At 64.4% G+C, this 17,267-nt stretch carries 13 protein-coding genes and 1 tRNA gene; 7 read left to right on the top strand and 7 right to left on the bottom strand.

Annotated features, from left to right (window positions below; genetic code table 11):
• Positions 1-43 precede the first annotated feature (43 nt).
• Positions 44-1,672 (top strand): GGDEF domain-containing protein, encoded by a 1,629-nt coding sequence (locus AC1RNN_RS07205; RefSeq protein ID WP_493087422.1) that lies wholly within the window; start codon positions 44-46, stop codon positions 1,670-1,672.
• A gap of 43 nt (positions 1,673-1,715) precedes the next feature.
• Here the strand turns inward: AC1RNN_RS07205 and AC1RNN_RS07200 are convergent, their stop codons facing one another.
• Positions 1,716-2,354 (bottom strand): LysE family translocator, encoded by a 639-nt coding sequence (locus tag AC1RNN_RS07200; protein WP_493087424.1) that lies wholly within the window; start codon positions 2,352-2,354, stop codon positions 1,716-1,718.
• A gap of 16 nt (positions 2,355-2,370) precedes the next feature.
• Positions 2,371-2,583 carry a SlyX family protein gene (locus AC1RNN_RS07195; RefSeq protein ID WP_493087426.1) on the bottom strand — a complete coding sequence of 71 codons (213 nt, stop codon included), beginning with the start codon at positions 2,581-2,583 and terminating at the stop codon, positions 2,371-2,373.
• Positions 2,584-2,696: 113 nt separating this feature from the next.
• Here AC1RNN_RS07195 and AC1RNN_RS07190 point away from each other — a divergent pair, with 113 nt between their 5' ends.
• Positions 2,697-3,668 (top strand): bifunctional helix-turn-helix transcriptional regulator/GNAT family N-acetyltransferase, encoded by a 972-nt coding sequence (locus tag AC1RNN_RS07190; RefSeq protein WP_493087428.1) that lies wholly within the window; start codon positions 2,697-2,699, stop codon positions 3,666-3,668.
• Between the two features lie 2 nt (positions 3,669-3,670).
• Here AC1RNN_RS07190 and hemH read toward each other — a convergent pair whose 3' ends face one another.
• On the bottom strand, positions 3,671-4,774 hold the full coding sequence (gene hemH / locus AC1RNN_RS07185; protein WP_493087430.1) for a ferrochelatase: 1,104 nt from the start codon (positions 4,772-4,774) through the stop codon (positions 3,671-3,673).
• 21 nt (positions 4,775-4,795) lie between these two features.
• Between hemH and AC1RNN_RS07180 the strand changes: the two genes are divergently transcribed.
• Positions 4,796-5,491: an HAD family hydrolase gene (locus AC1RNN_RS07180; protein WP_493087431.1), complete on the top strand. Its 696-nt coding sequence runs from the start codon at positions 4,796-4,798 to the stop codon at positions 5,489-5,491.
• Positions 5,492-5,515: 24 nt separating this feature from the next.
• Here the strand turns inward: AC1RNN_RS07180 and AC1RNN_RS07175 are convergent, their stop codons facing one another.
• The 4 genes from AC1RNN_RS07175 to hpnC all read right to left on the bottom strand — a co-directional run bounded on the left by AC1RNN_RS07175 (position 5,516) and on the right by hpnC (position 11,104).
• Positions 5,516-7,915 carry a penicillin acylase family protein gene (locus AC1RNN_RS07175; RefSeq protein ID WP_493087433.1) on the bottom strand — a complete coding sequence of 800 codons (2,400 nt, stop codon included), beginning with the start codon at positions 7,913-7,915 and terminating at the stop codon, positions 5,516-5,518.
• 108 nt (positions 7,916-8,023) lie between these two features.
• Entirely contained in the window at positions 8,024-9,334 is a 1,311-nt protein-coding gene (gene hpnE / locus AC1RNN_RS07170) for a hydroxysqualene dehydroxylase HpnE (protein ID WP_493087434.1), read from the bottom strand.
• Complete coding sequence (gene hpnD, locus AC1RNN_RS07165; protein WP_493087436.1) at positions 9,331-10,170, bottom strand: presqualene diphosphate synthase HpnD; 840 nt, start codon at positions 10,168-10,170, stop codon at positions 9,331-9,333. The genes hpnE and hpnD overlap by 4 nt, the downstream gene beginning before the upstream one ends.
• Positions 10,171-10,210: 40 nt before the next feature.
• Entirely contained in the window at positions 10,211-11,104 is an 894-nt protein-coding gene (gene hpnC / locus AC1RNN_RS07160) for a squalene synthase HpnC (protein WP_493087437.1), read from the bottom strand.
• A 150-nt stretch (positions 11,105-11,254) separates the two neighbouring features.
• On the opposite strand from hpnC, the gene AC1RNN_RS07155 reads away from it, so the two are divergent.
• The 4 genes from AC1RNN_RS07155 to tig all read left to right on the top strand — a co-directional run bounded on the left by AC1RNN_RS07155 (position 11,255) and on the right by tig (position 17,170).
• A complete protein-coding gene (locus AC1RNN_RS07155; RefSeq protein WP_493087439.1) occupies positions 11,255-12,427 on the top strand; it encodes an efflux RND transporter periplasmic adaptor subunit in 1,173 nt (390 codons plus the stop codon).
• A gap of 7 nt (positions 12,428-12,434) precedes the next feature.
• The gene (locus AC1RNN_RS07150) at positions 12,435-15,590 is read left to right on the top strand and encodes an efflux RND transporter permease subunit (protein WP_493087441.1); all 3,156 of its coding nucleotides are present in this window, start codon (positions 12,435-12,437) and stop codon (positions 15,588-15,590) included.
• Positions 15,591-15,705: 115 nt separating this feature from the next.
• Positions 15,706-15,792 (top strand) — tRNA-Leu (locus AC1RNN_RS07145).
• 67 nt (positions 15,793-15,859) lie between these two features.
• Entirely contained in the window at positions 15,860-17,170 is a 1,311-nt protein-coding gene (tig, locus tag AC1RNN_RS07140; protein ID WP_493087443.1) for a trigger factor, read from the top strand.
• Positions 17,171-17,267 lie beyond the last annotated feature (97 nt).

Here is a 17,267-nt window from a genome sequence, read left to right as displayed (position 1 = left end):
CGTTCCTGATTCAAACCCTGCAGCGCACTTTTCCACCCCTCCCATGCTTGCCTACGCGCCCCCCGAACCCTTTGTGCCTGTGATGCAAATGCTGCATCAGGCCCAGTTGGCGCTCAAGCATGGGGATGTGGCGCACAGCCTGGTGCTGGCCAAGTCCGCCCTGTCCCGCGCCCAGACGGCGCAGGATCTGCCCACGGAGGCGCGTGCCTTGTTGGCGCTGGCGCAGGCCGATCGCCTGGTGTCCCGCTTCCGCCGTGCTCAGGAGACCGCCCAGCGCGCCGCCACCCTGTTCCAGATGTGCGAAGACCCGCGCGGCGAGGCGGAAGCCCTGGCCACGCTCTCCCATACGCTGGGCGTCATGGGCCACAGTGAGGAGGGCGTGGAAGCTGCCTTGCTGGGGCTCAAGCTCAATACCGATGCGCCTGCCCTCACGCTGGCCATGTCCTACAACTACCTGGGCATGGCCTACGGCCATGGTGGCAGCTTCGATCGGGCCGACCTGGCCTTCCAGCGCGCCATTGCCATACTGGAAGACAACGGCCACTGGATGGACGCCTACCAGCCGCGCGTGAACCAGCGGGACATGGAAGTCGCCCGCTGTTTTTACGACCGCTACTACCAGGGGCAATTCACCAGCCTGGACCGTCTGGGCGAGTTGCGTCGTGCTGGCCTGCGCAGTGTCCAGTTGCCGGCCAACCTGCTGCTGTTTCAGGGCGCCCAGCTCAAGACGCAGGCGCTCATGGGACTCAATGATGGCTTCGAGGCCTGCTGGCTGGGCAATCTGGCGGTGGCGCAAAGCCATGCCGACTTTGCCCAGGCCGCCGAAACGCGCGGTGACGCCAATCCCTCGGTCACCCTGATCGAACTCTGGCTGCGTGCCGAGATCGCCTGGGCGGCCCAGGACTGGCCCCTGGCCGAATACCACTGCCACCGCATGATGCAGCTGGCCATGTCGGTGGACAACGAACACAAGGTTAGCATTGCCTACCTGCTGCTGGCCCAGATCCTGAGCGCCCAAGGCAAGGAGCGTGCTGCCCAGGCCCAGTTGCGTGCCCTCAAGCTGCGCGAGAACGACCTGCGCCGTGCCGCCATGCAACAGCGCGAAGAACGCATTGAATGGCAGCTACAGGCCCGCGCCAGCCGCGCCACGGCGCGCCGCCTCGCCCAGCAGGCCCAGCAACTGGAGCAACTGGCCATGGAAGACGCGCTCACCGGCCTGTTCAACCGCCGTCACCTCGAGCGCATGGTGCCCGACCTGCTTTGCAAGAGCGTGGAGCGTGGCCATTCACCGGCGATGGCCTTTGTGGATGTGGACTATTTCAAGCGCATCAACGACCAGTATTCCCACCAGGTGGGCGACGCCGTTTTGCAGGAGCTGGCCCACATCCTGCGCAGCTTCGTGCGGGAGGGCGATGTGCCCGTCCGGCTGGGGGGTGATGAGTTTGTGGTGGCCTTCTCGCATGTGGAAGAGGCCGCGGCCCATGGCTTGGCAGACCGTATCCAGCATGCCGTGGATACCCACCCCTGGGACCGTCTGCGTCCGGGGCTGCGCGTCAGCGTGAGTGTGGGCGTGGCCGGTGCGCAGCACGGTGACACCCTGAAGAGCTGGCTGCACCGCTGCGACGTCGGCATGTACGAGGAAAAGGACTCCAGGCATCAAAGCCTTGGCTAGCCCCCGTGGAAGCTGCGCGAGCAGCTCCTGTTTTTGTAGCGTTTTAGTGCTTGGCCGCAGCCATCAAAGCGGCAAACCCCACAAACACCCCACCCGTCAGGCGGTTGAACGCGCGCATCACCGTGGCGCGCTGCAGGTAGCGCGCCAATTGGCGGCCGCTGATGGCGTAGACAAAGTACCAGGCCACTTCCACCACTGCAAAGGTACCCAGCAGGATGCCGAACTGCGGCAGCTGGGGCACTTCGGGGTTCAGGAACTGCGGGAAGAATGCTGCGGCAAACAGGATGGCCTTGGGGTTGCTGGCGGCCACCAGCGCGCCCTGGCGGTACAGCGACCACGCGCCTTGCGGCTCGCCGAACTGGTTGGCGGCGGTACCGTCTTCTGTCTTGGCTTCCTCAACCGGGCTGCGCCAGACTTGTACGCCCAGGTAGGCCAGGTAGGCCGCACCCGCCAGGCGCAGCGCGTCAAACACGGTCGGGAAGGCCTGCAGAAGCGCGCCCAAGCCTGCGGCCGAGAGGCTCAGCATCAGCATCAGGGCGGTCATGCAGCCCGCCATGGTAGCCACGGCACCGCGCAGGCCCTGGCGGGCGCCCGTGCTCATCACCAGCAGCATGTTGGGCCCGGGCGTTGCCGAGACCACAAACGTCATCATCACAAATAGCCACCAGGTTTGCAGCGTCATGGGGTTCCTTGGGTTGTCAGTAATGGGGAGGGAGCTCGTCGCGCAGGTTGCGGGCCGTGGCTGGCTCGGTGTTCTGCTGGCGCAAAAAGGTGATTTCGCGGATCAGCAACTCGATCTGCGCCTGCTGGCGGATCACGGTCTGGTCCAGCTGGTCCAGCGTGTCCTCCAGAAAACTGGCCTTGATCTCCAGCTCGGTCAGCCGTTGTTCGGTGTATTCATTGCGATCCATGGGGCTATTGGACACTATGTTGCGGCAGGTTTTCCCTTGCGGTTTGTTATCATTAATTTGTATTTGGCAAATAAATAATTGCTAAAAGCAATTAAATATTGCATCATGCCACCATGAACTCGATCGACCGTATCGACGCCTTCCGTCGTTTCAACCGCTTCTTCACACACCGTATTGGCATGCTGGGCGAGGGCTTGCTGGACTCTGCTTTTTCCCTCACCGAGGGGCGCGTGCTGTGGGAACTGGCGCATCTGGAGGCGGGCGCCGGCATCACGGCGACAGATTTGGGGCGTTTGCTGGACCTCGATGCCGGCTACCTGAGCCGCCTGCTGAAATCGCTCAAGGCGCGCGATCTGGTGGTAGCCACACGCAGCCCCCAGGACGGCCGGCAATTGTTGCTACAACTCACGCCCGCAGGACGCCAGGCCCTGGCGCCCTTGGAACAGCGCTCGCAGGAGCAGATGGGCGCCTTGCTCGCCCCGCTCAGCGATGCGCAGCAAACGACCTTGTTGCAGGCCTTCCACAGCGTGCAGGGTTTGCTGCAGGAGCCGGGCACCGCCAAGGCCAACAACAGCTTCATCCTGCGGGCGCACCGCCCCGGAGACATGGGCTGGGTGGTGTCCCGGCATGGCGCCCTGTATGCGCGCGAGTACCAGTGGGATGTGCGCTTTGAGTCCATGGTGGCACGCATTGCGGCCGACTTTATCGACCAGTTCGACGCCACGCGCGAGGCCTGCTGGATCGCTGAGCGCGACGGCATCAATCTGGGCAGCGTGTGCCTGGTGCAGGCGCGCGATGAAGCCAGCAACGCGCCCCTGGAGGGGGTGGCCCAGCTGCGCCTCCTGCTGGTGGAGCCTGCGGCCCGTGGCCTCGGACTGGGAGACCGCCTGGTGGCGGAATGCCACCGTTTTGCCCGGGACGTCGACTACCGCCGCGTGCGCTTGTGGACCAACAGCCAGCTGGCAGCCGCCAAACACATCTACAGCAAGGCCGGCTACCAACTGATTGCGAGTGAACCCTTTGAGGGGTTTGGCCAGAAGCAGATAGCAGAAACCTGGGAACTGGACCTGGGCAGCAGCGTCTGACGTTAGCGCTTTGCGCCCAGGGCCAGTGCGGCTGCCTGAGAGGCTTTCAACGCGTCGCTGTCGGCCGCTGCCTGCGTAGGCCAGCCCAGCATGTGCTGCTGCGCCAGGTGGCACAGCGCGGTGATCCATTCGGGATCGTCATTGAGGCAGGGGATGTAGTGAAACTCCTTGCCGCCGGCATGCAGAAAGGCCTCGCGGCCTTCCATATTGATTTCTTCCAGGGTCTCCAGGCAGTCGGCGCTGAAGCCGGGGCAGATGACGTCCACGCGTTTCACGCCGGCGTGGCCCCAAGCGATGAGGGTGGGTTCGGTGTAGGGCTGCAGCCATTGGGCGCGCCCCAGGCGGGACTGGAAGCTGACCGCATACTGCTCTTTTGACAGCCCCAGGGCTTCGGCCAACAGGCGTGCGGTCTTCGTGCATTCGCAGTGGTAGGGGTCGCCCAGGTCGAGCGTGCGCGCGGGCACGCCGTGAAAACTCATGAGCAGCTTGTCGGGCCGGCCGTTGGTGCGCCAGTGGCGCTGCACGCTGGCGGCCAGGGCGGTGATGTAGCCCGGGTCGTCGTTGTAGCGGTTGACGAAGCGGAATTCAGGCAGGGAGCGTGTCTTGGCCGCCCAGGCACAGACCGCGTCGCTGATGCTGGCGGTGGTGGTGCCGCTGTACTGCGGGTAGGCGGGCAGCACCAGCACGCGGGTCACACCCTCGGCCTTCATGGCGTCCAACTGCGAGGCGATGGAGGTGCTGCCGTAGCGCATGGCCCAGCGCACCTTGACGCGGTGGCCGCGCTGGCCCAGCCAGCCTTGCAGCAGCTTGGCCTGCTTCTCGGTCCAGACTTTGAGCGGCGAGCCTTCGGGCGTCCAGATGCTGGCGTATTTGGCAGCAGACTTGGCGGGGCGGGTGCGCAGGATGATGCCGTGCAGGATGAGCAGCCACAGCAGGCGCGGGATTTCGACCACGCGCGGGTCGCCCAGAAACTCGGCCAGGTAGCGGCGCACGGCGGGAGCGGTAGGCTCGTCGGGCGTGCCCAGGTTGCACAGCAGCACGGCAGTGCGGGCCTCATGGCCATGGGTGTGTGGGGGCTCGGCTTGAAAGGGAGATGTAAACAGCATGTGGGGTATTCTCACCGACCTATGCTGGAACTCTCACGCATCCGGGCCATCACCCTGGACCTGGACGACACCCTGTGGCCCATCTGGCCTTGTATTGAACGCGCCGAACAGGTGCTGCACGCCTGGCTGCTGCAGCACGCACCGGCCACTGCGGTGCTGTATGCCGACCCGCATGCCCGCCGCTCCATCCGCGAGGAAACAGAACAGCGCTGGGCAGCGCAAGCACACGACCTGAGCCTGCTGCGGCGCGAATCGATCCGCATTGCGCTGCAGCGCGCGGGTGAGGACACGGCGCTGGCCGAGCCGGGCTTCGAGCTGTTTTTTGCCGAGCGCATGCGCGTGGAGCTGTTTGAGGACGCCATCCCCGTGCTGGACTGGATGGCGAAGCGCTGGCCGCTGTACGCCATCTCCAACGGCAACGCCGATGTGCGCCGCGTGGGGCTGGGCGACTATTTCAGCGGCAGCGTGAACGCGCGCGAGGCTGGCGTGGGCAAGCCGGATCCCAAGATCTTCCACTTGGCCGCACAGGCCCTGCAACTGGCGCCCGAAGAGATCCTGCACGTGGGGGATGACGCTGCGCTGGACGTGTTGGGTGCGCTGGGCGTGGGCATGCAGGCGGTGTGGGTGAACCGCTCCGAGCATCTCTGGAGCCACGCGCAGCATCCGCACGCCACGGTGGCCAGCATGAGCGAGCTGCGCGACCTGCTGAGCGCCTGACGAACCCTGTAAAGGCCCAGGCCCTCAGCGCGCCGGGGCGAAGCGCAGCTGGCTCTCGGTGTGTGCCTTGATGTCGTCCTCACGCAGGTGCTGGGGCACATACACCCCCGCCGCAAAGCGCTCGGCCTGGTCGGAATAGTGCTTGTCAAACAGCACACCGCTTTGGCCCACGGGGTTGATGCCCAAGGCGGTGCTGGCATCGGCAAAATCGATCACTCGGCGCGTGGACGGCCCGTAGCTCACGGCCCAGGGCGCAGTGCCCAGGTTGGCGGACAGGTTGTTGGGCACCTCCCGCCCGCCAGCCACCGCGAAGGGGCCCACGTTGAACAGCATGTCCAGCGGCTTCTGGCGGCCCAACGGGTGGCCATGGGTCAGCGTGTGGGCGGTGCCCCAGCGCCAGTCCAGCAGGCTGGTGCCATACAGGTCTTGCAGACGCTTGAGGGTGTTGGCCCACGCTATGCGCACGATCTCGAAGCGGCTTTCTGTGGCCTTGGTGCGGCGGTTGTCCCACCAGGGGGAGTCGGCGTCGGCAATCAGGGTGGGCAGGGCGCCTTCGAGCACGCGGGTGCGCAGCAGGTTCTTGAAGCCGGCTTCGCCCAGCTCATCGGCCATGGCAGCCTTGGCAATTTCGTACATGAGTTGGGTGAACAGCGTGGGGGCAATGCTGTCCTGCGTGTAGTTGCCGTCCCACTTGGTCAGGGGCTCCAGGAATGCCTTGTCGTTGGGATCGGTGACCACGGCCTCGAGCACCGGCAACAGATCTCGCAGAACGCGTTTGCCGTAGCCGTTGCCGTTGTCCAGCTGCAGGGCCTGCGAGGCGGCCATGTCCCATTTCTTGTCCGGGTTCCTGAGCGCAGCGTCCAAACGCTGGCCGCGGTCTGCCAGGTTGTAGTAGCCAGGCACGGGCACACCGCTCTTGGGCTGCGGCTGGTGGTTGGCCGACATGATGTAGCCGCGTGCCGGGTTTTCTTCCTGCGGGTTGAACATGAAGGCGAAGAAGCCGGGCTTCTCGGCCTCGCCCTTGGCTGCGTCCAGGATGAAGGTGGGGTTCACGCCCTCGGGGCGCTGTGGCAGCTTGGCCGCGGCCCACCAGCCGATGTCACCCTTGGCGTTGGCCCATACCACGTTGAGGCCGGGCGCGTGGATCTTGCTGGCGGCCTCGCGGGCCTTCTCGCGTGTGTCGGCGCGATTGAGCTCATAGAAGGCTTGGATGGCCGGATTCTCGGTTTCCAGAAAGGCCCACCACATGGCAATGGGCGTGTCGCCCAGCACGTCGGGGAAGGCGTCGTTGATAATGGGCCCATGCGGCGATCGGCGTAGCACCAGCTTGGCCGGCGGGCTGCCCTTGATGGTGATGGTTTCGGTGCGTACCTGCAGGTCCACCCACTGGTTGTTGTGCCAGACCTGGTTGGGGTTTTGCGGGTTGAGCTTCTCGGCGATGAGGTCCACATCGTCGTTCTGGAACATGGTTAGGCTCCAGCCAAAGTCCATGTTGTGGCCCAGCAGCGCAAAGGGGCTCAGGGCCTGGAAGTTGCCGTACAGCTCAAAGTCTGGCGCGCTGAGGTGCGCCTCATACCAAACCGCGGGCACCGAGTAGGCAATGTGCGGATCACCCGCCAGCACCGGCTTGCCGCTGGCGGTGCGCCGGCCCGAGATCGCCCAGGCGTTGCTGCCTTCGAGCAAGGGCACACCCGCTAGGTCCATGGCGTCCTGGCTCACGCTGGCGATGTGCTCCAGGCTGCGCCACGCGCCGTCGCTGACTTGCGTGGCTGGGGCGATGACGCCCTCGGGGTGCCATTCGATATCGAAGATGCGCAGGTAGTCCGGGCCCAGTTTGTCGCGGATCTGGGTCATCACCGGCTCGGTGCGGAAGGCGGCGGCAAAGCTGTAGGCCAGGTAGCCCGAGATGGCGACGGTGTCTTCGGGCGTGAAGGGCTGATGCGGAATGCCCAGAATGTCGAATTCAATGGGCGAGCGGTGCCGGTCCTGGTACTGGTTGATGCCATCCAGGTAGGCCAGCAGCATCTGGTTGGCGGGCGTTTTCATGTCCATGCTTGCCACCACGGCCTTGGCCCGCGCGCCTATGCCCAGGGTGCGAAACAGCTTGTCCGTGTCGAGCAGCTTGGGCCCCAGTACTTCAGACAGCTCGCCCTTGGCCAGGCGGCGCACCATCTCCATCTGGAACAGCCGGTCTTGCGCATGCACATAGCCCAGCGCGCGGTACAGGTCGGTCTGGTTAGCGGCGCGGATGTGGGGCACACCGCGTTCATCAAAGCGCACGTCCACCGGCGCACTCAGCTTCTCCAGCTCCAGCGTGCCGCTACGTACAGCCTGTTTCTGGTAGAGGTACCAGCTGGCGACTGCCATGATGGCAATCAGGAGCAGCAGAAGCAGGCTCCCCACAATTTTCAGAACGAATTTCATGGCAGCAATGGTGCCACCAAATTGCCGTTTCTCATGTCGCAGGTTTGTCCGGCAGGGGCCGGGTTTCCCCGTGTTACCCGGAGAAATCTGGTGGCTTCTTGCCGTGGCTCAAACGGATTGGCGCAGGCCCGGGGCGCCTATCGCCTGCGCCACAGCTACGCCGCTGCGCACCGCGCCTTCCAGCGTGGCGGGGTAGGGGCCTTCCACATAGTCGCCGCAGGCCCATAGGCCGGGCGCGATGGCTTGGGTAGGGCGCACCAAGCCCGGTGTGCAGGCGAAGGTGGCTCGTTTTTCCACCACGGTTTGCAGCGGTGTGAGCGCCAGGCCCAGCTGGGTTTGGGCTTGGGCCAGCACCTGGGCCTGCAGCACGTCGCGTTCGCCTGCGCTGGCGCTGACCACAAAGGCCAATAAACCCTGCGGGCCACCCAACTGGCCGCGGTCGAACACAAACTGCGCCGGGTGGGCCGCGTCGCTGCGCAGCGCCAGCATGGGCTGGCCCAGGCATGCCTGCGGGGCGTGGGCGTAGACGGTGGCAATGGCTTCAAACTGCAGCGCCTGCGCGGTGGCTGCCCAGGCCTGCATTGGAGTTGCTATGGTTTCAGGAGCTGCTTGCGCAGATTCCATGAGGGCTGAGGCCGCATTTGACGATGAAGTGGCCCAGAACACGGCGTCAAAGTATTGGCCGTTGACGCGCCAGCCTGTGCCTTCCGAGGCAACGGGGTCCACGCGCCTACCCAGGTGCAGCACGCCACCTTGCGCCTGCAGCCAGTCGGCCGCGGCCTGGGGGAAGAGGGCGCCCAGGTCGGCACGCGGCAGCAGCAGGTTGGAGCTGCCGCGTCCGCCAAACAGCGAGTCGCGCAACACGGTGAGGAAGACCTGGCCGCTGGCGCGATCGGCTGGCGTGTTGAGGGCGGAGACGCAGAGCGGGTCAATCATGGTGGCCAGCACTGTGGGGGTGAGGCCACGGCACAGATCGGCCACGCTGGTCTGCGGCGCGCAGGCAAAGCCGCCCAGTTGCCAGCCCGTGGCCGCGCGCAGCAGGCTCCATTTGTCGGTCCAGGTCCAGCCCTTGGCCGTGGCAATGCCGGCCAGCGCATCCAGCGGGCTGGGCCAGTCGGGCAGGGCCAAGCCGTCGCCGTCGGGGAACAGCAGGGTGAGTGGCAGGCGCAAGAGCGTGGCCTCAGGGTCCACACCCACGGTGCGCATGAGTTTGATGGTTTCACTGTAGGCGCCAATCAGGATGTGCTGGCCGTTGTCCAGCACCACGGGCGTACCCTCCGGCAAGGTGCCATTCAGGGTTCTGGCCCGCCCGCCGACTGCGCGGGCTGCTTCGAAAACTGTAGCGTGGTGGCCGGCTTGGGTGGCAGTGACCGCCGCGGCCATGCCAGCCCAGCCGGCGCCTACAACCGCTACCTTCATAGACGGCCGAGGGCCTGGACTTTCCACGCCAGCCAGAACTTGCGCAGGGGCGTCAGCGCAATGCGCTGGTGCAGCACCTGGAAGTTGTCGGACTCGATTTCGCGCAACAGGGCGCGGTAGATGCTGGCCATCATCAGGCCGGGCTTTTGCGTGCGGCGGTCGGCCGCGGGCAGCAGGGCCAGGGCTTCGTCGTACAGGCCCTGGGCGCGCTGCGCCTGGAATTGCATCAGCGCGGTGAAGCGGTCGGAGTAGTTGCGCTTCAGAATCTCGTGCGCCTTCACGTCGAACTGCTGCAGCTCGTTGACCGGCAGGTAGATGCGCCCGCGCCGGGCGTCTTCGCCCACGTCGCGGATGATGTTGGTGAGCTGCAGGGCCTGGCCCAGCTTGTGGGCGTACGCGGTGGTTTGCGGGTCGGTCTGGCCGAAGATGCGCGCCGCCACTTCGCCCACCACGCCGGCCACCAGGTGGCAGTAGCGCTGCAGGTTGGGGTAGTCCAGGTAGCGGGTCTGCTCCAGGTCCATCTGGCAGCCTTCGATGACGCCAAGCAAGTGGCGCGCCTCGATGCCGTAGGTGGCGGTGTGCGGCATTAGCGCCTTCATGACGGGGTGCACCGGGTTGCCGGCAAACGCATTCGCCACCTCGGTCTGCCACCAGGCCAGCTTGGTCGCAGCCACGCCGGCGTCCATCATCTCGTCGACCACGTCGTCGACTTCACGGCAAAAGGCGTAGAAAGCGGTGATGGCCGCGCGCCGGGGCGCAGGCAAAAACAGAAAGGCGTAATAAAAGCTGCTGCCGCTGGCGGCGGCTTTTTCTTGTACGTATTGCTCGGGGGTCATGGCGGGGATTGTTACATCCCGCGGCCCCCAAAAGAACCGCTTACATGCGCAGGGCGCGCCACAGCATGACGGGGACGTCCCACCACTTCAGCGTCGGGCGTGTCTGCAGCGTGGCGTAGTCCAGCGCGGCGATCTTGTCCAGAATGCGCAACCCGCCTTGCACGACGAGGCGCAGCTCCCAGCCAGCGCGGCCCGGCAGGCGGTGTACCAGTGGGGCGCCTTTGAGCATCAGGGCCCGCGCGGAATCTGCGCAAGCAGCTATCAGTTTCGTAGCGTCTGCGGTCTGGCGGCGGGCCAGGATATCGGCCTGGGGTACGCCAAAGCGGGTGCGGTCGGCCTCCGCCAGGTAGTAGCGGCCGCGCGGAATGTCCACGCTCAGGTCCTGCCAGAAGTTAATGAGTTGCAGCGCACTGCAGATGGCGTCGCTCAGGGCCAGTGCGGTGTCGTCTTGCACTCCGTATAGGTGCAGCAGCAGGCGCCCCACGGGGTTGGCCGAGCGGCTGCAGTAGTCCAGCAGCTCTGCCTCGTCGGCATAGCCTGCGCCATCGCGCGTTTTCTCTATGTCTTGTACGAAGGCATCCAGCAGGGCGTGCAGCAGCGTCAAGGGCAGGCGGTGTTGCACCAGGGCCTGCCGCAGCGGGGCAAACACCTGGGGCCAGACGCTGTCTGGCATGGCCTTGCCGCTGGCCGCCGCCTGGCCGCAGGCCTGCAGGGCGGCGCGGTAGTCCCGCAGGGCGTCCAGGCGCTGGGCAGGCGTGGCATCGCCCTCGTCGGCAATGTCGTCGGCCGTGCGGGCAAAGTGGTAAATGGCCGCAATGGGCGCCCGAAGATGCGGCGGGCAGAGCCAGGACGCGACGGGGAAATTCTCGTAATGCGTGACCGCGGGTGCGGTGGTGGCGGAGGAGGGCGCGGGCGAAACCGGGGGGCTGGACATGGCCGCCATTGTGCCTTTCGGCCTATGGTGCTTTACCTTGCCTTGACAAAGATCAGGGCCTCCCTTAAATTACTAACCGATCGGTCATTAGTGGCGCTCCGGTCCCGGGCCTGGCGCCGTATGTTTTCCTCTCTTTGAGTCCTTGCCACCATGCAAACCCGAAATTTCTATACCGCAGGTGCTGTGCTTGCCACGGTGCTTCTTGCCACTGCCTGCTCCAAGCCGGCCCCCAGTGAGGAGCCCGTGCGTGCCGTCAAGGTGAGCACGGTGGGTATGGCCAGCATCCAGTCGGGTGCGGAGTTCTCTGGCGAGGTGCGTCCGCGCATCGAATCGCGCCTGGGCTTCCGCGTGGCGGGCAAGCTGGTGCGCCGCGCGGTGGAGCTGGGGCAAACCGTGAAGGCCGGCCAGGTGCTGGCCCAACTGGACCCGCAGGATTACAAGCTGGCCGCCGAAGCCGCGCGCGCCCAGGTGGCCGCTGCCGCCACCAACCGCGACTTGGCCGCGGCTGACTTCAAGCGCTTCAAGGAGCTGCGCGACCAGAACTTCATCAGCGGTGCCGAACTGGAACGCCGCGAAACAACGCTCAAGGCCGCCCAGGCCCAGCTCGACCAGGCCCAGGCCCAGCTCAACAGCCAAGGCAACCAGGCGTCCTACACCACGCTGGTGGCGGACATGTCGGGCGTGGTGACGGCCATCAACGCCGAACCCGGCCAGGTGGTGAGCGCTGGCGCCCCGGTGGTGCAGATTGCGCAAGATGGCCCGCGTGACGTGGTGTTTGCCGTGCCCGAAGACAAGGTGGCGCTGATCAAGGCCGGTTCTTCTGTGGATGTGCGCGTCTGGGCGAGCAAGACGACGGTGAAGGGCCTAGTGCGCGAAGTGGCCGCCAGTGCCGACCCGGTGACCCGCACCTTCACGGTGAAGGTGGCGCTGGACACCAAGGACGCACTGCCCCTGGGTACCACGGTGTCGGTGGTGCCGCAGGCGTTTGACCGCAGCGGTGTGCAGGTCATCAAGCTGCCGACCAGCGCATTGGTGCAAAGTGGCAAGGCGACTGCCGTGTGGGTGCTGGATACCGGCAGCATGACGGTCAAACTGCAAACCATCGCCGTGGCCACGGCCGATGGCAACGAGGTGGTGGTGGCCGGTGGACTGACGCCCGGTGCGCAGGTGGTGACGGCGGGTGTGCATGTGCTGTCGCCCGGCCAGAAGGTCACCATCTACAAGGAGAAAACAGCGCAAGCCCCCGTCAATCCTGCGCAAACAGCTCCTGATACTGTAGCGCCTGCGGCGGCCCCGGCTGCCAGCGAAACCGCTGCAAAGTGAGGCGCGCATGAACCTCGACGAACCAAAAAAGGGTTTTAACCTTTCCAAGTGGGCGCTGGACCATGTGGCGCTCACGCGCTACCTGATGATCGTGCTGCTGCTGCTGGGGGTGGCTTCCTACTTCCAGCTCGGGCAGGACGAAGACCCGCCTTTCACCTTCCGCGCTATGGTGGTGCGCACCTACTGGCCTGGCGCCACGGCACAGCAGGTGGCTGAGCAGGTCACCGACAAGATCGAACGCTCGCTGCAGGAAGTTCCTTACGCCGACAAGATCCGCAGCTACTCCAAACCCGGTGAGTCGCAGATCATTTTCCAGATCAAGGACTCCAGCAAACCATCGGACGTGCCCAACGTTTGGTACACGGTGCGCAAGAAGGTGGGCGACATCCGCGGCACCTTGCCCGGTGGTGTGGTCGGCCCGTTCTTCAATGATGACTTCGGTGACGTATATGGCGTGATCTACGCGCTGGAGTCGGACGGCTTCAACTACGCCGAGCTCAAGAGTTTCTCGGACGACGTGCGCCAGCGCCTGCTGCGCGTGCCCGATGTGGCCAAGGTGGAGTTGTTCGGTGCGCAGGACGAGAAGCTGTACATCGAAATCTCGCAAAAACGCCTGGCCCAGCTCGGACTGGACCTGAACCAGGTGCTGGCCCAGCTCGGCCAACAAAACGCGGTGGAATCGGCCGGTGCCGTGCAAACCCCGCTGGACGTGGTGCAGGTGCGCGTGGGCGGCCAGTTCAACCGCGTGGAAGAGCTCGAAGCCATGCCCATTCGCGGCGCATCCGGCAACCAGCTGCGCCTGAAAGACATTGCCACCATCGCCAAAGGCTATGTGGACCCGCCCTCGGTGAAGGTGCACCACCAGGGCAAGGAAGTCATTGCGTTGGGCGTCTCCATGACCAAGGGCGGAGACATCATTGCGCTGGGCCATTCGCTGGAATCGGTCTTCAAGGGGATCGAGAAAGACCTGCCCGCCGGTATCAAGCTGGTGCAGTTGCAGGACCAGCCCAAGTCGGTGTCCAGCTCGGTCAATGAGTTCGTGCGCGTGCTGATCGAGGCCGTGGTCATTGTGCTGGCCGTGAGCTTCATCTCGCTGGGCCTGCACAAGCGCCCGGGTAACAACCCGCTGTGGAAGCGCTGGTTTCTGGACATCCGCCCCGGTCTGGTGGTGGGTATCACGATTCCGCTGGTGCTGGCCGTGACCTTCCTGGGCATGTTTTATTGGGGCATTGGCCTGCACAAGATTTCGCTGGGCTCGCTCATCATCGCGCTGGGTCTGCTGGTGGACGACGCCATCATTGCGGTGGAAATGATGGTGCGCAAGATGGAGGAGGGCTACGACAAGGTGCGTGCCGCTACCTTTGCCTACGAAGTTACCGCCATGCCCATGCTGACGGGTACCTTGATTACTGCCGTGGGCTTTTTGCCCATCGGCCTGGCCAAGTCCACCACGGGCGAGTACACCTTCGCCATCTTCGCGGTGACGGTGCTGGCGCTGATCTTGAGCTGGTTTGTGTCGGTGTACTTTGTTCCCTACCTGGGCACTCTGCTGCTCAAGGAGCACAAGCACCATGCGGGTGAGGAGTCCGTGCACGCCGAGCACTTCGACACGCCGTTCTACAACATCTTCCGCAAGACAGTGAACTGGTGTGTGCAGCATCGCTGGCTGACCATTGGTGCGACCATTCTGGTGTTCGCGTTGGGTATCGTCGGCATGGGCAAGGTGCAGCAGCAGTTCTTCCCTGATTCCAGCCGCCCCGAGGTGCTGGTGGATATCTGGTTCCCTGAAGGCACTTCTTTCGCGGCCAACCTGGAAGTCACCCAGCGCGTCGAGAAGCGCCTGATGGCGGAAGAGGGTGTGAACACCGTGAGTACCTGGATTGGTTCGGGCGTGCCGCGCTTCTATTTGCCGTTGGACCAGGTGTTCCCGCAGACCAACGTATCGCAGTTCATCATCATCCCCAAGGATTTGAAGGTGCGCGAATCGCTGCGCGTGAAGCTGCCGGCCCTGCTGGCCAGTGAGTTCCCAGAAGTGCGTGGTCGCGTGAAGCTGCTGCCCAATGGCCCGCCCGTGCCGTACCCCGTGCAGTTCCGTGTGGTCGGCCCGGATCCGATTGCACTGCGTGAGCGCGCCGACGAGGTCAAGGCGGTGATGCGCGCCAGCCCCAACACACGCGGCGTGAATGACAACTGGAACGAGTCGGTCAAGGTGCTGCGTCTGGAAGTGGACCAGGCCAAGGCCCGTGCCCTGGGCGTGACCAGCCAGTCCATCGCCCAAGCGTCCAAGACGGTGCTGGCTGGTACTACCGTGGGCCAGTACCGCGAGGGCGACAAGCTCATCGACATCGTGCTGCGCCAGCCGCTGGATGAGCGCAATGCCATCACCGACATTGCCAATGCCTACCTGCCCACGGCCAGCGGCAAGTCGATCCCGCTCACGCAGATCGCCAAGCCCGTATTCACATGGGAGCCTGGTGTGATGTGGCGCGAAAACCGCGACTACGCCATCACCGTGCAGGGCGACATTGTGGAAGGCCTGCAAGGCGCCACCGTGACCGCCGAACTGCTGCCCAAGCTCAAGGAGCTGGAGGCGCAGTGGCAGAAGAACGGCCAGCACGGCTATGCCATCCAGGTTGCCGGTGCGGTGGAAGAAAGCTCCAAGGGCTCGGCCTCCATCGTGGCGGGTGTGCCCGTCATGCTGTTCCTGACCTTCACGCTGCTGATGCTGCAACTGCAAAGCTTCAGTCGCGCCTTGCTGGTGTTCATCACCGGACCCTTGGGGATTGCCGGTGTGGCGGGGGCGCTGATCCTGCTGGGCCGTCCGTTCGGCTTTGTGGCCTTGTTGGGTGTGATTGCGCTCATGGGCATGATCCAGCGCAACTCAGTGATCCTGATCGACCAGATCGAGCAGGACCGTGCCAACGGCATTCCCGCCTGGGACGCGATCGTGGAGTCTGCTGTGCGCCGTCTGCGCCCCATCGTGTTGACGGCCGCCGCTGCCGTGCTGGCCATGATCCCGCTCTCGCGCTCGGTGTTTTGGGGCCCTATGGCCGTAGCCATCATGGGCGGGTTGATCGTCGCCACCGTGCTGACATTGCTGGCCTTGCCGGCGATGTACGCCGCTTGGTTCCGGGTCAAGAAGGAGCCGGTTGCAGCGGCTTGAAGAAAGACGGTCTTTCTGCAGGTTAAAATAGCAGGTTGACCGATTTCGAATGGGTGGTCAGGGTCTCCCGGGCTTGGTGCCTGCAGGGACTTCCGGCCACCCATTGTTGTTTTTTGCGCGGGTGGCGAAATTGGTAGACGCACCAGGTTTAGGTCCTGACGCCAGCAATGGTGTGGGGGTTCGAGTCCCCCCCCGCGCACCAACCACAATGGCATCCACGGGATGCTGCAGGTGAAAGTCCTGCCAAATCACCTATTTAGGAGCTAAGCATGTCCGTTACCGTAGAAACTCTGGAAAAGCTGGAGCGCAAGATCACTCTGACCCTGCCCGTGGGCGTGATCCAGACTGAAGTGGACAGCCGTCTGCGCAAGCTGGCCCGCACCGTGAAGATGGACGGTTTCCGTCCCGGCAAGGTGCCCATGAATGTGGTGGCCCAGCGTTATGGCTACTCGGTGCACTATGAAGTCATGAACGACAAGGTGGGCGAGGCTTTCTCGCAAGCCGCCAACGAAGCCAAGCTGCGCGTGGCTGGCCAACCCAAGATCACCGAAGCCGAGAAGGCTCCCGAAGGCCAGGTGGCTTTTGACGCCGTGTTCGAAGTGTTCCCCGAAGTCAAGATCGCTGACCTGACCACTGCCGAAGTCGAAAAGCTCAGCGCCGAAGTAACAGACGAAGCCATCGACAAGACCATCGAAATCCTGCGCAAGCAACGCCGCACCTTCGCTCAGCGCGCCCAAGGCACCGCTGCACAAGACACCGACCGCGTGACGGTGGACTTCGAAGGCAAGATCGACGGTGAAGCCTTTGCCGGCGGCAAGGCCGACGACTTCCAGTTCATCTTGGGCGACGGCCAGATGCTCAAGGAATTCGAAGACGCGACCCGCGGCATGAAGACCGGTGAAAGCAAGACTTTCCCCCTGGCGTTCCCCGCTGACTACCATGGCAAGGACGTGGCCGGCAAGACCGCCGACTTCCTGGTGACCCTGAAGAAGCTCGAAGCTGCCAACCTGCCCGCCGTGGACGGCGAACTGGCCAAGTCCCTGGGCATTGCCGAAGGCACCGTGGAAGCCCTGCGCGCCGACATCCGCAAGAACCTGGAGCGCGAAGTCAAGTTCCGCCTGCTGGCCAAGAACAAGCAAGCAGCCATGGATGCGCTCGTGGCCAAGGCCGAGCTCGACCTGCCCAAGTCCAGTGTGCAAGCCGAACTCGACCGCATGGTCGAAGGTGCCCGTGCCGATCTGAAGCAACGCGGCATCAAGGACGCCGACAAGGCGCCTATCCCCGATGACATCTTCCGTCCCCAAGCCGAGCGCCGTGTGCGCCTGGGTCTAGTGGTGGCCGAGCTGGTGCGCGCCAATGACTTGGCCGCCAAGCCCGAGCAGATCAAGGCCCACGTGGATGAGCTGGCTGCCAGCTATGAGAAGCCCGCCGACGTGGTCCGATGGTACTTCAGCGACAACCGTCGCATGGCTGAAGTCGAAGCCATCGTGATCGAAAACAATGTGACCGAGTTCGTGCTGTCCAAGGCCAAGGTCACTGCCAAGGCAGTCTCTTTCGACGAGCTGATGGGCCAGAACTGATAAGCGTGTGAACCGGCGTGCTTGCACGCTGACACAGAAATGGGGCTTGCGCGGGACTTGCAGTCTGGCGGTCAAGCCCCATTTGTTTGGAGGCTAT

The sequence above is a fragment of the Rhodoferax sp. GW822-FHT02D07 genome (assembly GCF_058802405.1).
Note: the sequence above shows the minus strand (reverse complement) of the source record. Positions and strands in the feature narration are given on the sequence as shown.